This is a genomic window from Paenibacillus sp. Soil522, assembly GCF_001428245.1.
Taxonomy (GTDB): Bacteria; Bacillota; Bacilli; order Paenibacillales; family Paenibacillaceae; genus Pristimantibacillus.
This window is the reverse complement of the sequence record NZ_LMRV01000057.1, coordinates 15,998-34,062: the sequence shown is the minus strand read 5'-3', so window position 1 is coordinate 34,062 and position 18,065 is coordinate 15,998. Positions and strand designations below refer to the sequence as shown.

The 18,065-nt window shown below is 43.1% G+C and carries 22 protein-coding genes and 1 tRNA gene; 3 read left to right on the top strand and 20 right to left on the bottom strand.

Annotation, left to right across the window (positions count from 1 at the left end; genetic code table 11):
• The 3 genes from ASG81_RS19455 to ASG81_RS19445 form a co-directional block, all read right to left on the bottom strand.
• The coding region (locus tag ASG81_RS19455; protein ID WP_155971661.1) for an IS256 family transposase at positions 1–752 on the bottom strand (752 nt) is incomplete at its 3' end.
• A 107-nt stretch (positions 753–859) separates the two neighbouring features.
• Entirely contained in the window at positions 860–1,279 is a 420-nt protein-coding gene (locus ASG81_RS19450; RefSeq protein ID WP_056637922.1) for a universal stress protein, read from the bottom strand.
• A 19-nt stretch (positions 1,280–1,298) separates the two neighbouring features.
• Entirely contained in the window at positions 1,299–2,762 is a 1,464-nt protein-coding gene (locus tag ASG81_RS19445; RefSeq protein ID WP_081417439.1) for a SulP family inorganic anion transporter, read from the bottom strand.
• 167 nt (positions 2,763–2,929) lie between these two features.
• Between ASG81_RS19445 and ASG81_RS19440 the strand changes: the two genes are divergently transcribed.
• Positions 2,930–3,478 carry a recombinase family protein gene (locus ASG81_RS19440; RefSeq protein ID WP_056637916.1) on the top strand — a complete coding sequence of 183 codons (549 nt, stop codon included), beginning with the start codon at positions 2,930–2,932 and terminating at the stop codon, positions 3,476–3,478.
• A gap of 59 nt (positions 3,479–3,537) precedes the next feature.
• On the opposite strand, the gene ASG81_RS19435 is transcribed toward ASG81_RS19440, so the two are convergent.
• The 5 genes from ASG81_RS19435 to rpsF form a co-directional block, all read right to left on the bottom strand.
• Positions 3,538–3,816, bottom strand: a complete 279-nt coding sequence (locus ASG81_RS19435) for a hypothetical protein (RefSeq protein ID WP_056637913.1) — start codon at positions 3,814–3,816, stop codon at positions 3,538–3,540.
• A gap of 110 nt (positions 3,817–3,926) precedes the next feature.
• Positions 3,927–5,096, bottom strand: a complete 1,170-nt coding sequence (locus ASG81_RS19430; protein WP_056637910.1) for a cation:proton antiporter — start codon at positions 5,094–5,096, stop codon at positions 3,927–3,929.
• A 137-nt stretch (positions 5,097–5,233) separates the two neighbouring features.
• Positions 5,234–5,518, bottom strand: a complete 285-nt coding sequence (gene rpsR / locus ASG81_RS19425) for a 30S ribosomal protein S18 (protein ID WP_056637907.1) — start codon at positions 5,516–5,518, stop codon at positions 5,234–5,236.
• 111 nt (positions 5,519–5,629) lie between these two features.
• Positions 5,630–6,151: a single-stranded DNA-binding protein gene (ssb, locus tag ASG81_RS19420; RefSeq protein WP_056637904.1), complete on the bottom strand. Its 522-nt coding sequence runs from the start codon at positions 6,149–6,151 to the stop codon at positions 5,630–5,632.
• A gap of 36 nt (positions 6,152–6,187) precedes the next feature.
• On the bottom strand, positions 6,188–6,472 hold the full coding sequence (gene rpsF, locus ASG81_RS19415; protein WP_056637901.1) for a 30S ribosomal protein S6: 285 nt from the start codon (positions 6,470–6,472) through the stop codon (positions 6,188–6,190).
• 271 nt (positions 6,473–6,743) lie between these two features.
• Here rpsF and ASG81_RS19410 point away from each other — a divergent pair, with 271 nt between their 5' ends.
• The gene (locus ASG81_RS19410; protein ID WP_056637898.1) at positions 6,744–6,926 is read left to right on the top strand and encodes a YjzC family protein; all 183 of its coding nucleotides are present in this window, start codon (positions 6,744–6,746) and stop codon (positions 6,924–6,926) included.
• A gap of 412 nt (positions 6,927–7,338) precedes the next feature.
• Here ASG81_RS19410 and ASG81_RS19405 read toward each other — a convergent pair whose 3' ends face one another.
• The 5 genes from ASG81_RS19405 to ASG81_RS32875 form a co-directional block, all read right to left on the bottom strand.
• Positions 7,339–7,797, bottom strand: a complete 459-nt coding sequence (locus ASG81_RS19405) for a helix-hairpin-helix domain-containing protein (RefSeq protein WP_056637895.1) — start codon at positions 7,795–7,797, stop codon at positions 7,339–7,341.
• A 77-nt stretch (positions 7,798–7,874) separates the two neighbouring features.
• Positions 7,875–7,965, bottom strand: a tRNA-Ser gene (locus ASG81_RS19400).
• 84 nt (positions 7,966–8,049) lie between these two features.
• The gene (locus ASG81_RS19395) at positions 8,050–8,268 is read right to left on the bottom strand and encodes a DUF951 domain-containing protein (RefSeq protein ID WP_056637892.1); all 219 of its coding nucleotides are present in this window, start codon (positions 8,266–8,268) and stop codon (positions 8,050–8,052) included.
• Positions 8,258–9,133, bottom strand: a complete 876-nt coding sequence (locus ASG81_RS19390) for a mechanosensitive ion channel family protein (protein WP_235548936.1) — start codon at positions 9,131–9,133, stop codon at positions 8,258–8,260. Before ASG81_RS19390 ends, ASG81_RS19395 begins: the two co-directional genes overlap by 11 nt.
• Positions 9,134–9,165: 32 nt before the next feature.
• Positions 9,166–9,405 (bottom strand): DUF3343 domain-containing protein, encoded by a 240-nt coding sequence (locus ASG81_RS32875; protein WP_268795797.1) that lies wholly within the window; start codon positions 9,403–9,405, stop codon positions 9,166–9,168.
• A gap of 133 nt (positions 9,406–9,538) precedes the next feature.
• On the opposite strand from ASG81_RS32875, the gene yyaC reads away from it, so the two are divergent.
• On the top strand, positions 9,539–10,147 hold the full coding sequence (gene yyaC / locus ASG81_RS19380; RefSeq protein ID WP_056637889.1) for a spore protease YyaC: 609 nt from the start codon (positions 9,539–9,541) through the stop codon (positions 10,145–10,147).
• A gap of 18 nt (positions 10,148–10,165) precedes the next feature.
• Here the strand turns inward: yyaC and ASG81_RS19375 are convergent, their stop codons facing one another.
• The 7 genes from ASG81_RS19375 to mnmG all read right to left on the bottom strand — a co-directional run bounded on the left by ASG81_RS19375 (position 10,166) and on the right by mnmG (position 17,832).
• Positions 10,166–10,648, bottom strand: a complete 483-nt coding sequence (locus ASG81_RS19375) for a DUF4446 family protein (protein ID WP_056637886.1) — start codon at positions 10,646–10,648, stop codon at positions 10,166–10,168.
• 27 nt (positions 10,649–10,675) lie between these two features.
• Complete coding sequence (locus ASG81_RS19370) at positions 10,676–11,848, bottom strand: aminotransferase class V-fold PLP-dependent enzyme (protein ID WP_056637925.1); 1,173 nt, start codon at positions 11,846–11,848, stop codon at positions 10,676–10,678.
• Positions 11,849–11,951: 103 nt separating this feature from the next.
• Entirely contained in the window at positions 11,952–12,803 is an 852-nt protein-coding gene (locus ASG81_RS19365) for a ParB/RepB/Spo0J family partition protein (RefSeq protein WP_056637883.1), read from the bottom strand.
• Positions 12,784–13,557, bottom strand: coding sequence for a ParA family protein (locus ASG81_RS19360; RefSeq protein WP_056637880.1), 774 nt, complete (start codon positions 13,555–13,557; stop codon positions 12,784–12,786). Before ASG81_RS19360 ends, ASG81_RS19365 begins: the two co-directional genes overlap by 20 nt.
• Before the next feature lie 247 nt (positions 13,558–13,804).
• Positions 13,805–14,623: a nucleoid occlusion protein gene (gene noc / locus ASG81_RS19355; RefSeq protein WP_056637877.1), complete on the bottom strand. Its 819-nt coding sequence runs from the start codon at positions 14,621–14,623 to the stop codon at positions 13,805–13,807.
• Positions 14,624–15,218: 595 nt separating this feature from the next.
• The gene (gene rsmG, locus ASG81_RS19350) at positions 15,219–15,941 is read right to left on the bottom strand and encodes a 16S rRNA (guanine(527)-N(7))-methyltransferase RsmG (protein WP_056637874.1); all 723 of its coding nucleotides are present in this window, start codon (positions 15,939–15,941) and stop codon (positions 15,219–15,221) included.
• A 1-nt stretch (position 15,942) separates the two neighbouring features.
• Complete coding sequence (mnmG, locus tag ASG81_RS19345) at positions 15,943–17,832, bottom strand: tRNA uridine-5-carboxymethylaminomethyl(34) synthesis enzyme MnmG (protein WP_056637871.1); 1,890 nt, start codon at positions 17,830–17,832, stop codon at positions 15,943–15,945.
• Positions 17,833–18,065 lie beyond the last annotated feature (233 nt).

Genomic DNA, 18,065 nt, shown 5'->3' with positions numbered 1-18,065 from the left:
GTCTCTGGATAGCAGGCCGCAATGGCTTGAGAGAAGCCGGTCAGGTTGTCTACACAGGTGATGAGAATGTCCTGAACGCCGCGGTTTTTAAGYTCGTTTAAGACACTGAGCCAGAACTTGGCGGACTCATTCTCACCAATCCACATGCCCAGTACGTCCTTGTTGCCGTCCAGATCGATGCCAATGACCATRTACGCCGCYTTGTTTACAATGGCGCCGTCTTGCTTTACTTTGAAGTGRATRGCATCGAGAAATACGACCGCRTAGACGCCTTGCAGCGGCCGATTCTGCCACTCCTTGATCATCGGTAYGATCTTGTTGGTCACGTTCGAGATCAGCGTAGGAGAGACYTCGATGCCGTACATATTCTGCAAGTGATCCTGGATTTCACGTGTGCTGACTCCCTTCGCATAAAGAGCAATAATTTGATCTTCAATGCCAGTCACGTTCGACTGATGCTTCTTCACGACAAGYGGCTCAAACTCACCAAGACGGTCGCGAGGYACGGAAATCTCTTGCTCACCATACTCGCTTACCACGGTTTTCTTACTCTTCCCGTTTCGGCTATTTGATGTTGTTTTGGTCTTCACATCATGTTTCTCGTAGCCCAGATGAGTGTCCATTTCAGCCTCCAGCATTTCCTGGATCGTCTCGGCGAAGAGATCCTTAAGCGCATCCTGAGCGTCCTTAGCTGTGACCAAATTATTCTCCTTAATGAAAGCTCGTAGCTGCTGTTTTGTCCAAAGTCCCATGTGTTCTCCCAACCTTTCGTCTAATTCCTATTTTAATAGGTTTTGGAGTTTACACAAAGAATTTTACAGACTCTATTTTCACATTGTAATGATTCACTTCCCCATTGTTATTTAACTACAATTACTGGACACTGTACCCTCTTAACAACTTTATGACTGACGCTACCCATGACAAATTCCTGCAATGCATTTAACCCACGGCTACCTATAATGACCAAATCCACTCTTTCATTGTTTGCATATTCAACAATTGCCGGACCAGGATCCCCCGTAATAATCTTTGTTTGATGACTCACATTTTTTTCGGAGAGCAGATCTTTAACTGGGATTAACTTTTGATTTCGTTTCATTTCTATTTCTTCATGATTCTGAGAATGGAGAACTTCATTTTTTATTTTGGACAGGTCCGCCACAAACAGAATTTCAACAATGGAATCTGGTATTAATGATGCAATTTTCGCGGCTTCCTGAGCAGCTCGAATCGAGTTTTTTGATCCATCAGCAGCTAGTAAGATACGTTGATACATGTGCATCTCTCCCCTTGATTTAGTGTGTTTTTAATTGAGCATTTGTATCCTGGTATACCGCTAATTTATCTATAATTTTTTTACTAGATGCATTTAGTCCTTTAATCGTGACATGATTATTGTTTTCACGATATTTTATGACTACTTTATCTACCGCGCCTACGCCAGAATCGTCCCAAATATGTGCATTAGAGAAATCAATAATTATCTTTGTATCTGTGGTGTCAAAGTTAAAGGCTTCTATAAATCCTTCTACTGAGGCAAAAAACAATTGACCTGTTACATCATATATTTCCTCTTTGCTGCCCTGTCGTTTTCTAACCTCTAGTTTTGAGATTTTTGCCACAAAGAAGATTGCGCTAAGAATTACTCCAGCTATAACTCCTTTGGAGAGGTCATGCGTTGCCACAACGATAATTACGGTTGTCAACATAACAAGAGCATCCGTCTTTGGAGCTTTTCGCAAATATGAAAATGAAGACCAATCAAACGTGCCTATCGATACCATAATCATAATCCCAACTAGAACAGGCATAGGTATTCGTACAACCAACCCACCTAATACAAGAATTAGGAATATTAAGAACAGTCCAGCAACCAAAGTGGATAATCTGCCGCGGCCTCCTGATTTGACGTTAATTACAGACTGCCCGATCATGGCGCACCCGGCCATGCCGCCAAAGAAACCCGTTATAATATTCGCGATACCCTGTCCTCTGGATTCTCTGTTTTTATTGCTTTCCGTTCCTGTCATATCATCAACGATAGATGATGTGAGTAACGATTCTAATAGTCCGACAATAGCTAAAGCAATAGAGTAAGGAAAGATTATTTGTAAGGTTTCAAGGTTAAACGGAATGTCTGGAATAAAGAATGAAGGCAAGGTTTGAGTGATTTTCCCCAAATCTCCTACCGTTCCTAAATTTAAATCCCCCCAGATAGCAGTCGCTGTAAGGACAATAATAGCGATAAGAGGAGCCGGTATTGCTTTAATAAATCTAGGCAATACATATACAATAATCAAAGTGATAGCGACAAATAAATAAGTCAAAGTCGATATCCCTACAAAATGAGGGACCTGTGCCATAAATATTAAAATGGCCAGCGCGTTAACAAATCCGATCATGACTGCTCTTGGTATAAACTTCATTACCTTTGCGATCTTGAATACCCCAAAAATAAGCTGTATAATCCCAGTGAGTATAGTTGCTGCCAATAAATACTGTAATCCATGCTCTTTCACTAGTGGGACCATTAGCAGTGCCATTGCACCAGTGGCGGCAGAAATCATACCTGGGCGACCGCCTACAAAAGCTATAATCACTGCGATACAAAAAGATGCATATAAACCAACCATGGGATCGACACCGGCAATAATTGAAAAGGCAATAGCTTCAGGAATAAGAGCCAATGCTACAACAATTCCGGCAAGTACATCCCCCCTTATGTTAGAGAACCATTCCCTTTTAATTGTTTCAATCACGTTTACTTTCACTCCTTATTTATTTTTTTGTGACTTTTAACTCTCATAAAAGTCAGGTTCCGAATTAGGCAAATAAAGCATATCATCAATCAGACCAAAAAGGAACCTTTTTGGTCTGATTGATGATATGCTTTTAAAAAAACTTATGTAGTTAGGGAGAACACGTTATGTTTATTGGCTATGTGAGACCTAATCAAGATGATTTATGTTGTGAAATCCAGATGGAGATAATGAAAGACCAAAAATGTGATCGCTTTTTCACTGAAGAGCATTCATCCCCTAAAAAAAGAGTAATATTAAAGTGGATGATTAACGAACTTCAACCAGGGGATACTATCGTGGTTGCAAAGTTATTCTCATTTGCAGATTCCACGCGGCAATTAGCAGAATTATTAAATCAATTAAATGAAAAACAGGCTTATCTTTATTCAATTAGCGAAGGGGTAAATACTAATCCTTCAACTGCATCTAGCTATTCATTTCAAGATAGCGTAAATCATTTGTTGAAATTTCAAAGCGACGTCATTAGTGAGAATACTAAAAAAGGTCTGTATGAGGCTAAACAAAAAGGAATGAAGTCTGGACGTCCCCGTAAGGCAGATGAGAATGTGAAACGTGCTATTATTATGTATCAAAGCCAAAAATTTAGTCTTGCTCAGATTAAAGAAGAAACAGGAATTAGCAAAACTACATTATACCGCTATTTGGAAAACTAAAGTTATTGCGAGTTTAACAAAGGTGATTGCCTTTTGAGCAACCACCTTTTTGTGTTATATCATTGGTACTTTTCAAACTCATTCTTCAACCAGATCTGATTTTGCTGCGCTACATACTGCTCTAACCGGATAAGATGATTTACAAGCTCAGCTTTTGTTGACTGCATGTAACGCTGTCTGACTCGCTCTAGATCGCGATCAAGCTTAATCTGCTTGAACGACTCTAGAGGCACAAAAAACACAGCTCCCCAATTGTCACTATGACCCCTAAATTCATGGACTAATTCTAAATTTAAATCGGACTTTTCTTGAAAATCTGTTTTTTTTAATGCCACCATAATAATTTGCTTTCTCAGTACAACCGTTATGAACTATGATGCACAGAACGATTATGCTACTGATGAAGGATACTGTTCTTTTCTTTGTACTGCGGGAAAGTATCTGCAGCTCACTTATCCTGCTCCTTCGAGCTTCCAGCTTGTTGATTGTTTGGAAAAACGAGCTTTAGCATAGGCGGTGTGACAAGCGTTGTCACGATAACGACCATCACGACCGAGGTGAAATATTGAGGCAACAAGAGCCCTGACTCTAAGCCGGCTGCCGCAATAATGAGCGCTACCTCTCCTCTGGATACCATCCCTGCACCTATCGCAAGTGATGAGCGGTTATTGAATCCAGTCAGTTTTGCGCCTAAACCTCCACCAAGCAGCTTCGTAACAATGGCAACAAGGGATAATAGTACAATAAAAACAAGTTGGCTGCCCAAACCGACAAAAGTAATGTTTAGACCTATACTTACGAAGAAGACCGGAACAAATAACGTATAGGCAATCGGCTCGACCTTCGACTCCACTTCATGCTTAAACGACGTTTGTGAAATCGCAATTCCGGCTGCAAACGCTCCGATAATGCCGGCTACTCCCATCATCTCGGCAAAATAAGAAAATGCAAAGCAAATGATTAAGGCCGCGCTCATAGCTGCTTCCGTAATTTTAAAGCGAGCGAACAGCTTTATAACTTGGGGAATTACCCATATTCCAGCCGCGATAACAATTATGAAGAACAATACCTTCTTCCCGACCAAAACCGGAATGGAAACATTGTCGGTTGCCCCGAGCAAGCTCATCATAACCGCCAGCAACACAACTACGACGACGTCGTCCACTACCGCAGCCCCAAGCAACGTAGTACCTTCTCTAGAGTTAAGCTGATTCATTTCCTTAAGCGTTTGAACGGAAATGCTGACAGAGGTAGCGCACAGCAACAAACCTAAGAACAGTGCCTCTGTATTCGATATGCCAAGTGCAGCAGCTACAGCATAGCCGCCAACAAAGGGCAGGATGATTCCGCCTATCGCAACAGCAAAGGAAGCCTTCCAGTTTTGGCGCAGCTGATCCAGATCCGTTTCCAGGCCTGCTATAAACATAAGCAGAAGCACGCCTATTTCTGCAAAATGATCAATGAAATCGTCAGGATGAACCCAGCCTAATAACGCCGGTCCGAGGATAATACCCGCAAGCAGCTTGCCTAATACGGCAGGCTGCCCCAGCCTTACAGACAAATGCCCGGCTACTTTCGTGGATATGATAATGAGTGCTAAATAAAAAATAAACTGCATTCGCATACGCACCCCTTTCTTTACCCATTGAATTAGCATGCAACAAAAAGAGCCCGTATAAACACGGGCTCTCAGTAAAAAACAAAAAGAGCCCTTGGTGACAGGCTCCTCCGTTTCTTGCATATTCACCTAACGACCTATTCAGTCGTGTAAGGAAGCAATGCGATTTGACGTGAACGTTTAACTGCTATTGTAAGCAAGCGTTGGTATTTCGCGCTTGTTCCAGTCACACGACGTGGCAAAATTTTGCCGCGCTCGCTGATAAACTTTTTCAGCAAATCTACATCTTTATAGTCAATTTTAGAGATTTTGTTTACAGTGAAGAAACACACTTTACGACGTTTGTTGCGTCCGCCTTTACGTCCGCTGAACTTACGCTCTGGACGCTCGTCGCCGCCGTTATCTCTTTGCTTGAAAGCCATGATAGTATCCTCCTTATCGTTGAAAATTTTACAGTTACGCGGGCGGCTTTATCTCTCAATAAAGGCTGCGTAACCGCTCCATTGATAAACAAAGTAGAAGCTACTCCGTTATCAAAATGGCAAATCATCCTCTGATATATCAATCGGGCGTCCGTCATCCTGGAATGGATCACGGCTGTCGTTACGTGAGTTATTACCAGATGGCCGGTTACCGCCGCTTTGGGAAGCGTTGCCGCCGAAAGATCCTCCGCCGCTGCTTGTACCGCCGCTGTAGCTGCTTCCGCCTTCTTCTCGCGAGCCTCCGCCTTCACGGTTGGATTCCAAGAACCGAACGTTATCAGCGATAACTTCCGTCACGTAGACGCGTTTGCCTTCGTTGTTCTCGTAATTCCTCACCTGAATACGGCCTTCAACCGCTGTTAAGCGGCCTTTGCGCAAGTAGTTGGCGCAAGTCTCGGCCAGTTGACGCCATGTTACAACCGGAATGAAATCCGCTTCACGTTCACCTTGACCTCCGCTCGTAAACGGACGATCTACCGCTAACGTAAATTGTGTAACCGCAACGCCTGCAGGCGTATAGCGAAGCTCTGGGTCTCTCGTCAATCTACCAATTAGTATAACACGATTCAACATCGTTTCTGACCTCCCAATCGAACAATCCAGCGTGGATTAAGCGACGTCTCTGACGATCAACGAACGGATTACTTCATCCGTAATCTTCATGATACGGTCAAGTTCATTCACAATTTCAGTTGTTGCATTGAAATGTACCAGAACAAAGTAACCATCACGAAGCTTATTGATCTCATACGCAAGACGACGTTTTCCGCTCACATCTTGCTTTGTGACCTCTCCGCCGTTGGAGATAATGCCATGGAATTTGTCAACGATCGCTTGCAAGGCTTCTTGCTCAACGTCTGGACGAACGATGTACATTACTTCATATTTGCGCATATTGTTTCACCTCCTCTTGGACTAACGGCCCCATAAATGGAGCAAGGAACGAGCTTCTGCTCGCATCTCTATACTATATCAAATCTAATCGCCTATGACAAGAGAAAATGACAGATGCTTAATGTTGGAGCGTAGAAACGAATTTGGATACAAAGCTTTATAGCCGTTATCTGCTACTTATGCAATTCCCATTCGCTGCAAATACTACGGCTATAGCGAGATAAGACATTCTTATCTGTCCGCTTAAATTATAAGCTGGAGGATGATCATGATGGGTGAAGGTACGATTTTTTCACCGGGAGACAGGGCTCCCAATGATGGAACATACATCGAGGACGGAGTAAATTCTTTTCATATGGGCATTCAAAACCCGAAAAAGGTTAAGCTCGGCAAGGGTGAGCGCTTCCCGGAGACGACCAACCACGAGCGTAAATGGAAACGCATGGATCATTAATTTTTTTGTCGGGCATCATGAATATCATGGCGCTGCTTCGGTCATTATATTATCGACGGTGTAAGAGAGGTGTGGTTCCCTTGAACCATTTGGTCAAGCGATAACGAATGTCCCGTCTTCAGACGGTTCGATTCGTTTTGCATCGGAGGATTCGTTCACGCAGTATAGAAGCGGAGGGTTGTGCTAAAGACACTCGTCTGTAACACACGCGCATTCGAGCATCTATACGTTAAACCGTTTAAGCGGATACGTATAATTGTGCTCAAAAGGAATCAATGAAGCTTTTGCTGATTTGCTCCGATTGACGAATGAAAGCTCCAAGGTTTCAAATGCTTGTAGTGAGAAATAATCAGACTAAAGCCATCAACCACCGTCAAGAAGAGGGCTCGAGAGAGTCCTCTTCTTTTCATTCCTATTCATGCCATGCCTTGCTTGGACGATCAGCCGGATAACCGTGCTGCTTTCGGTATGCTTTCCGCTCCGCTGTAAAGTCCCACCATTGCTTATCGCTGCCAGGAACGTTTGCATGATGAACAGCAAGCCGCATTACGTCTTCAACGCATGGATCCATCCAAACCCCGTGCAGCCTCTCCAAGCGTTCTACAAGCTGTGCTCCGGTCTCTCCTCCGGTTTTGATCTGCTCCAATGAATAAAAGCCCAGCTCGACTAAATTTTCAGCAAGTCTTGGGCCAATCGAAGGCACCGCTTGAAACTTTGCAAGTGCTGCTAATAAGTTCGCTCTTCCTGTCGGCACATTTAAGCTAATGCTTAATTCCTCCGGTTTGTACCTTGCCACATCTACAAGCTTAATCCTCGCTTGTCTTAACCGCTTACGCTCATCATCCGTTAATGGCAGCCTCGGTGTGCTCAATTGGCTCGCCTCCTTATTTGGCCATATAAATAAAAAAAACGATTCGGTGACCGAATCGTTTGTCTGTTTAATGTTTATGGCGGAGAAGGTGGGATTCGAACCCACGCACGCTTTGACACGCCTAGCTGATTTCGAGTCAGCCCCCTTGGGCCTCTTGGGTACCTCTCCGCGTGTTGTTGACACAAAAAATATAATATCATAGAGCCTGTAATCACGCAAGTACTTGTCCCAAATTATTTTTAAGCGCTGCAGTTAGGCTTCAGCTAGACCATCTTCAGCTGCTTTTGACCGGAGTACCTTCTTCATGTTTTTTTCAAATTTCGCTCTCGGTATAAGAACACTATGCTTGCAACCGACACACTTGATGCGGATATCCATCCCCATTCGAATGATCTCCATCTCATTGGAGCCGCATGGATGCTGTTTTTTCATTTGAACGACATCGCCAAGCTCAAATTGCTTACGCTCCATTAATTCCGCCTCCCTTTTCATTGCGGTGATAAGTTACCATTCGAGGATATGGAATTTCAATTCCGCTAGCATCTAACGCTTTCTTAATCTCCATATTCAGCGTACGCGATACGATCGAATGCGTATTCGGCCGACATTCCGCAATAACACGTATGGTTACCCCTGTTGGAGCAATCGCTTGTATGCCGAGCACTTCAGGCGCATTAATTAGATTCTCATCCCGCAACGTGATCATCGTATGGCGGATAACATCCAAAGCCCGATCGACTTCTTCCTCAAACGCTATCGTGATATCCACTACAGCGATCGTATTATTAACGGAGAAATTCGTAACTTCGTTGATCATCCCATTTGGGATAATATGAACCTCACCTGTCCAGCTTTGCACGCGGGTCGTACGAAGTCCGATCATATCTACCGTCCCTTTAAATTGTCCCGTCTGAATGACATCCCCAACAGCGAATTGATCCTCCAGCACAATAAAAAAGCCTGTAATAATATCCTTCACTAAGCTTTGAGCGCCAAATCCAATTGCTAGCCCCAGTACTCCTGCTCCTGCAAGCAATGGCCCAAGATTAATGCCAAATTCGGACAGGATGAGCATGACCGTAATAAAGTAAACAACATACGAAGCTACATTTTTCATAAGCTTCCCTACCGTTGTCATTCTTCGGGTATGGTTTGGCAATCGTTTGCTCTCACGCTCTAGGATGACCCGATCTATGGTTTTATGTATGATCCACACGACTAAACGACCGATAAGTAAAAATAAAGCTACGCGTAGTACTGAACTTCCAAAGGCTAGCCATAGCTCGTTATCTGTCAACCATTCCATAACTTTATTATACCGTTCATTGAATGACACCGCTATTCCTCCCTTACTTTCCTGGCTTCTATTTACATTTCTATTTGCTCATAGCCAGCCTGTATGGCTCTAAATATGCCTCTAATTTCCACGTTTTCTTGCTCAATGACTTCCTTCACCATGGTTAAATCATCTTCCGGAAAATGAATCGACAATGCGCAGCCTGCCGTTATTTCCTTTGGCGTGGGACAGATGTCAATTTCAATTTCTGCGTACTCGAGCAGCATCTCGGCGCGCAATGCCTGCTGAGTTGAATCAAAAGCAATTAACACGGGCAAGACCTCCACTTGAGTTTGTATACAAACTGATTTCGTAAGCTTAATCACAAATATCAAACTATCTGACGTATAAAATGGTTGTCCCATCCATATACTAGTAACATATCGGCATTATCGGAGGGATTCTATGAAGCTTCCATTTATGAAAGAGACGCCTTTGAAGGTACCCTATACTACCGTTAACGTAATCGGCATGCTGGTTAACCGCCTTACCACCATGCTGGAAGAAATGGCCGATAACCGCCCAATCGTCGTCGTCTGTGTAGGAACGGATCGTTCCACCGGCGATGCTTTAGGGCCGCTAATTGGAACCTCTTTATCCAAGTACCGCAGCTCGCACTTTTCGTTATTCGGCACATTAGAGAATCCCGTTCACGCTATGAACCTGGATGATACTCTGATCGAAATCAACCGCCGGTTCCATAAACCGTTCGTTATCGGAATTGATGCTTGCCTAGGCCAAGTATCCAGCGTAGGCAGCATTCAAGTTGGAGTTGGTCCTGTTCGTCCTGGCGCCGGCGTCAACAAGGATCTTCCTCCTGTAGGCGACATTCATATTACCGGTATTGTAAACGTCGGCGGCTTTATGGAATATTTCGTGCTCCAAAACACTCGGCTCCACCTTGTTATGAAGATGTCAGACATTATTTCACTCAGCTTATTTACAGCAATTGCGAACAACGCTCTTCTCAACTCAAACGTTCGTGAGCAAACTGCTGCCGCTGATAACATCTAAACTTCTTGCTGTACAATCTTATTTGGCTTCTACAATGGCTTTACGCTCTTCCGGCGTTAACTGATACGGTGAATCCCCTTTTTCAAGCGGCTTTGCATAAACATACGTATTTTCCCTGTTATGAATACCAGTAAAGACTGCACCGTCCTTCTCTTCATTTACAAAGGCTATGGAGAAGCTGAGATCACTACCATGTTCGGCAAAAGCATTATATCGTATGATGCCAATTTTTCCTTTTTGCTGAGGCAACGACATTTGAACTTCCCTTACCTGCGCCTTCAGTTGTTCATTCGCATGCTGCTGCTCGGCTAGCTTTTCCTTCAATTCAATGATGATGTCTTCCATATTCGTCACACCCGTGTTCCCCATGACCGCTGTATATTGCTTTCGCAGCTTTTTCAGCCGCCCGCCAATGATCGCTATCCAAATGAATAAAATGATGACAAATAAAGCTAAGCCTATTGTAACAGCATTCATCGGATTTGATGTCCAGTCTTCCATCGTTGTTGTTCCGCCCCCAATTTATTGCTAAACCCCATATTGCTGTGCTATTTGCTTTATGGCATCCTTTAAAGCATCGATTTCCGCTTCCGTCGTATAAATGCCAACACTAGCACGAATAGCTCCTGTTGCCGATGTTCCTGCGCATGCATGTGCGAGCGGTGTACAATGAAAGCCTGCTCGCACGGCGATCCGGTAATGCTGATCCAATATAAAAGACAGCTCTGATGGATCAATGCCCTCAAGATTAAAAGCCACGATTCCAGTTCGTTGTTCACCGAGTTCCGGTCCAATAAGCTTAACGCCATTCACAGGCAAAAGTCCTTCAATAAGTCTTTGCGTCAAAGCCCATTCCTTAGTATGGATGTTCTGTACCGTCTCATTCAATACATGCTGAACACCACTTTTAAGTCCTGCCAAGCCTGGTGTGTTTTGCGTGCCTGCCTCGTATCTATCCGGCCTAACTTGAGGCTGCTCACGTGCCTCTGATTGACTTCCAGTCCCTCCATGCAACAGCGGCAGCAAGTCCATCTCAGGATCGATGTACAGCCCTCCTGTCCCCTGCGGACCAAGCAAGCCCTTATGTCCAGGGAAAGCAAGCATATGAATCCCCATCGATCTCACATCTACAGGAATAATCCCGGCACTTTGTGCGGCGTCAACAAGAAGCTTAATCCCATGCTTTCTTGCGAGCTCCGCAATATCAGCCACCGGCATAATAGTTCCTAACAGGTTTGAGCTATGATTAACAATAGCCAAAGTTGTATTTGGCTGAATCGCTTTAGCAACGTCATCTATATTTAGATTTCCACGTTCATCGGATTCTACGTAGGTTACTTCAATGCCAATTGTTTGCTCCAAAAAATAAAGCGGCCGTCTTACCGAATTATGCTCAACGGAAGTCGCAATGACATGGTCTCCCGGTTTAAGCCACCCTTTGATCGCCATATTGAGTGACATTGTCGTATTGGAGGTAAATGCAATATCATTCGGATTTTTTATGTTAAACAGCTTGGCTAGCTGCTTACGTGTTTCAAACAATATACGACTTGCCCGCACAGCCATAGCATGGCTACCTCTTCCCGGATTAGCTGCATCATTCAGCATAGCATTTACAACGGCCTCCGTTACTGCCGGCGGCTTAGGCCAAGAGGTCGCCGCATGATCCAAATAAATAACCGACTGTTCATTATTATTCATGATTCCCACACCTTTCCTACTCCCGACTCACAGCAATGGCATACCTTAGTTTAATCTTTCAAAAGCAAGATTACAACTTAGGTATGCCATTGTTTGGTATAACTTACGCCATGTACTGAAGCAACTCTAGCAATCGTTCCAAATCTTGTTTGCTATAGTATTGAAGCTCAATTTTACCTTTATCTTTTTGCTGTTTAATTTTAACTGTCGTCTTAAACCGCTCGCGCAACGACTCTTCCAGATGGTCGATATATGGATCGCGTTTTCTTTGATTCGGCTTTGTTTTATCTTCAGGCTGCTTCGTATCCAGCTTCTGAATGGCCTCTTCGAGATCACGCACACTCCAATCCAAGGAAACGGTTAGATCGGCTAATTCCTTCTGAGCTTTTTCATCCTTAATACCAACCAACGCTCTTGCATGTCCCATAGAAATTGTTCCACGTGAAACATTATCCTTAATTTCTGCAGGCAGTGAAAGCAAACGAACAAAGTTAGCGATGTGCGAGCGAGACTTACCAACCTTCATTGACAACTCTTCTTGTGTAAGCTTGAACTTGTCGATTAAAGCTTGATAAGCAACAGCGACCTCTATAGCATTCAAATCCTCACGCTGAAGATTTTCAATTAATGCAATTTCCATGACCTGTTGATCAGTAAATGATCTCACAACTGCAGGTATCGTAGCATTTCCGCAAAATTGAGAAGCACGGAACCGTCTTTCTCCTGCTATAATTTCGTAGCCTTTCAGCACTGTACGAACAATAATCGGTTGAATGATACCATGCTGTTTGATGGATTCTGCTAGCTCTTTAATGGAATCCTCGTCAAAAGTTTTTCTTGGCTGATATGGATTGGGTCTCAATTGAGATAATGAAATTTCAATCACTTTATCATCATCATTCACAGAAAGCGATGGGATAAGCGCATCCAGCCCTCTACCTAGCCGCTTGCTCATACATAATCACTTCCTTTGCAAGTTCAAGATAAACTTCCGCACCTTTAGATCGCGGGTCGTATGTGATAATAGCTTGGCCATGTGACGGTGCCTCACTTAAACGAACATTACGCGGAATAATCGTTTGATAAACCTTTTGTTGAAAATATTTTTTGACCTCTTCAATAACTTGAATTCCAAGATTTGTTCTTGCATCCAGCATCGTCAAAAGGACGCCTTCGATTTGAAGGGATGTATTCAAATGCTTCTGAACGAGTCGAACCGTATTCAATAGTTGACTCAATCCTTCTAGCGCATAATATTCACATTGTATAGGAATAAGAACCGAATCAGCTGCGGTTAAAGAGTTGATCGTCAAAATACCGAGTGAAGGAGGACAATCAATGAGAACATAATCAAATTCATTCTTAACCAATTGCAAAGATTTTTTCAAACGAAGCTCTCGGGATATCGTAGGTACTAACTCGATCTCCGCGCCAGCCAGTTGAATCGTAGCCGGAATGATTTTCAAGCCTTGAACGCTTGTATCAAACATCGCATCTTTAGGATGGACATCATTAATAAGAACATCATAAATACAATTGGTTACATCACCCTTATTAATACCAAGTCCACTAGTTGTATTCCCTTGTGGATCAATATCAACTAACAACACTTTTTTCCCAAGTGATGCTAGACAGGCTGCTAAATTGACAGACGTTGTCGTTTTCCCGACACCGCCCTTCTGATTGGCTATAGCAATAATTTTCGACAAAACCGGCTCACCTCTATGTGTACAACTTTTATGTGCTAATTTATTGAAATATAAGCAAGTATACACACGAAGAGTACACGATATTTATATTTCACCGCAAAACGAGATTTGCAGCCCAAAGAAGGCGTCAGACGTTTACACTTAATGATTATACGAAAATAAAAATTCAGCTACAAATGGCATCGCCGCCCTCAGTGAGGACGGCACTAAATGAGTATAAAATTATTGCAATTTAGATATTCAACCTTTATCGTTTAGGGATCTGGATGATGATCTCATAATGATCATCATTATCCTTTTCGTTCGTTTTAATTTGCAACCCAGAGCCAGAAACCATTTCAATCGATTGTCTAATTGTATTAAGCGCCAATCGTACATCCTTTGTGAAAGAAATACGCTTAGCTTTTTTCAATTTTGTCGATTCCTTTAAGAAGGCTATTCTAACTTCTGTTTGCTTAACATTTAAATCTTTTGTTATAATCTCTTCTAAAACCTTAAGCTGTATTTCTTCATTATCTAACGACAATAACGCTCGTGCATGCCGCTCCGTAATTTTACGCTCCATCAAGGTCGTCTTAATCGTGTCATTTAACATTAACAACCGTAATTTGTTGGCAATAGTCGATTGACTCTTACCAAGACGCTGAGCTAAGCTTTCTTGTGTTAACTGATGAAGCTCTATCAATTTTTGATAAGCAATCGCCTCTTCAATAGCCGACAAATTTTCCCTCTGAAGATTTTCGATTAAAGCAATCGATGCCGTCTGTGAATCGTTGAACTCACGAACAATGCCTGGAATCGTATCATACCCAAGCTTAGTTACGGCACGCCAACGGCGTTCCCCTGCAATAATCTCATATCTTCCGTTACGCATACGAACAACGATAGGCTGAATAACACCATGCGTTTTTATCGTCTGACATAACTCTTCAATACGGTCGTCATCAAAAATCGTACGAGGCTGAAAAGGGCTCGGATCGATCTCATGAATCGGTATTTGTCGAACTTCATCTTGCGGTATGCGCTGCTCGGACAGGCCGAACAATCGAGAAAATTGTTCTTTCATATCGATAATTACCACCCGGTCATGAGATAAACCTTGCTTCTAATCGCTTTAAATGAAACCATTATTTCCATCTCACAACAGAAACCATGCGTTTCACATAAAATGCAAGCATGTCTAATCGTTCAAACACCTTAACATGCTATCATTCTATTAAAAAGCAATTACAAGGTTTTTGCAATAAATACGCTTCAGCAGTAAGATTGGTTCATTGCCAATTGGATTATTTTAGGTCGCTAGAACCTCTCTCAGGTAATAATCGTCAACTGCATGGCTAACATCCATAACCAAATTGATTCGGTAATGATTGGAGAGGCATCATCTAAAATATTGCCATGTATAGGTAATGACCACTATTAAATGCATAGATTATGCATCTTACACATTACCTGCTTTCACAGGACAGCAGTAATTGTATTCGCTCGCCTACCGATATCGTCCAGTCTCTTCATCTATATTAATAATTCGACTATGGCTAAACGTTCTCCTGCTTGACACTTCTTTAGAATGAATAATTGTTCTTTAAATATAGCGATTTTTCGATTGTCATAAACATGTATATACATTTTAATGTTTCACGTGGAACATTCCTTAACAACTAAATAAGCGGCTGCTTAAGTGGAGTTCCTGCTTTTCTAGGATATTTACGAGGAGTAGCTTCTACCTTCTCTATTAAAATAATATGGCGTTCGGATTGCTCGTTTGGAAGGGATAACTGATGCTGCGATTTGATTTTCCCCTTCAGCTCTCTTAGGCTAAAAGATGCTTCCCGCACTTCTTCATCAGACTGCGAGCCTTTCATCGCGGCAAACAATCCGCCTTTCCTCACAAAAGGCAAACAAAATTCATTCAACACATTCAAACGTGCAACTGCTCTTGCTGTTACTAAATCATAGCTATCGCGGTGCTCTGACAATTGCGCAATATCTTCTGCCCGGCCATGAAGACATAAAACCTGTTCTAAACCAAGCTGCTCCTTCAAATGCGTTAGAAACTGAATTCTTTTGTTTAAAGAATCAACAATCATCACCTGTATGTGAGGGAAACAAATTTTCAAAGGAATGCTGGGAAAGCCTGCACCCGATCCAATGTCAGCGAGCTTTCGCACGCTGTTCATATTCATGTAGAAGGAAAGAGATACGGAATCATAAAAATGCTTTTCATACACAGCATCTCTTTCTGTAATGCCGGTTAAATTCATTTTTTCATTCCACTCCACAAGCAACCGGTAATAGAGCTCGAACTGTTCAAGCTGAACGGTTGAGAGCGGAATTCCGCTCTCCTCCATTCGTTTCGCAAACCATTGCAATGTTTCATCCATATTACGAACCCCTTGCTGCTGTGACACGATTGTAATGCTCCAGGTAAACAAGAAGGATTGATATATCGGCAGGCGTTACTCCGGCAATACGGGATGCCTGACCGATAGAAAGCGGGCGGATAAGAGTAAGCTTTTGCTTCGCTTCCGAAGCTAGACTGCGTACATCGTTATAATCGATATCATCTGGAATCCGCTTTTTCTCCATTTTGTTCAACCGCTCAACCTGAACCAGCTGTTTCTCGATATAGCCCGCATACTTGATTTGAATTTCAACCTGTTCCTTCATCTCCTCAGTCATTTCCGGAACGGATGGAACGATGGTTTCAATCATCGCATAGGTTACTTCAGGACGGCGAAGCAAGGATAAGGCATCTGTCCCATGCTCCATTGCGGCCGTACCGGCAGCAGTCAGCATTTCATTAACTTGATCCGGCTTTACTTTTGTTGCGCGCAAACGCTCAATGTCCATTTCAACAAGCTCTTTTTTACGCAAAAATTTATTGTACCGTTCTTCTGAAATAAGACCGATACCATAGCCAGTTGGCGTTAAACGTAAATCTGCATTGTCGTGACGGAGCAGCAAACGATATTCAGCTCTTGAAGTAAGTAAGCGGTAAGGGTCGTTTGTGCCTTTCGTAACGAGATCATCAATCATGACCCCGATATAGCCTTCAGAGCGGCCTATGATAATCGGTTCTTTTCCTTGTACTTTGCGTGCAGCATTAATTCCAGCCATTACGCCTTGCCCTGCAGCTTCTTCATAGCCGGAGGTTCCATTAATTTGTCCAGCAGTGAACAAACTATCGATCACCTTTGTTTCCAAGGATGGCCACAGCTGTGTTGGCACTACGGCATCATACTCAATGGCATAACCGTTACGCATCATCTCAACTTTTTCCAAACCTGGAATAGAACGCAAAATACCCAACTGTACATCCTCAGGCATACTTGTCGAGAGTCCTTGCACATAGTATTCGGATGTGTTTTTACCTTCTGGCTCTAAAAAGATTTGGTGCTTTGGCTTATCCGCGAAACGTACAATTTTATCTTCAATGGATGGGCAATAACGAGGACCCGTTCCTTCAATGGCACCCGAGAACATCGGGGCACGATGCAGGTTATCATTGATAATCTTATGCGTCGCTTCCGACGTATACGTTAACCAGCAAGGAAGCTGTTCATTGGAAGACGACTCCGTTTCATGCGAGAAAAATTTAGGCTTGTCGTCTCCAGGTTGAATTTCGGTTTTGGAAAAGTCAATCGTATCCTTGTGCACGCGCGGCGGCGTACCTGTCTTGAAACGTACGAGCTCCAAACCATTTTCCTTTAAGCTTGCGGATAGTCTGACCGAAGGCTGTTGATTGTTCGGACCGCTCTCGTACATCAGCTCGCCCATAATTATTTTGCCGCGCAAATAGGTGCCTGTCGTAACAACGGTCGTACGCGCACGATATTCTGCACCTGTTTTTGTTAAAATTCCTAAGCATTTGCCATCTTCAACGATGAGCTCCTCCGCCATACCTTGGCGCAGCGTCAAATGTGGAGTTTCCTCAATTGTCTTCTTCATTAGATGCTGATAATCAAATTTGTCAGCTTGTGCGCGCAGAGCATGTACAGCTGGCCCTTTACCCGTATTGAGCATCCTCATTTGTATAAACGTTTTATCGATGTTGCGTCCCATCTCGCCGCCAAGCGCATCAATTTCACGTACGACATGACCTTTGGCCGGACCTCCGATCGATGGATTACATGGCATAAAAGCAACCATGTCTAAGTTTATCGTAAGCAGCAGCGTCTCACAGCCCATACGCGCGGCAGCAAGTGCAGCCTCACAGCCCGCATGCCCCGCTCCAATGACAATAACGTCATATTCTCCAGCTACATATCCCATTGTTCTATACCCTCCTTTAAGGTTCTCGCAGAAAACCTACATTACTAAACAAAAACTCGGTTTTTGTAGAAGTCCAGCATTTTGAAAAAATACTCGGTTTTTGTAGAAAAACCGTAGAGCAAAAGCTCGGTTTTTGCAGAAAATTCACTTCGTAACCATTATCTAAGGTTTTCATAGAAAAACCGTCAAAGTAACGCAAGCTTGGCTTGGCTTGCATAGCAAACCGGTCTTTA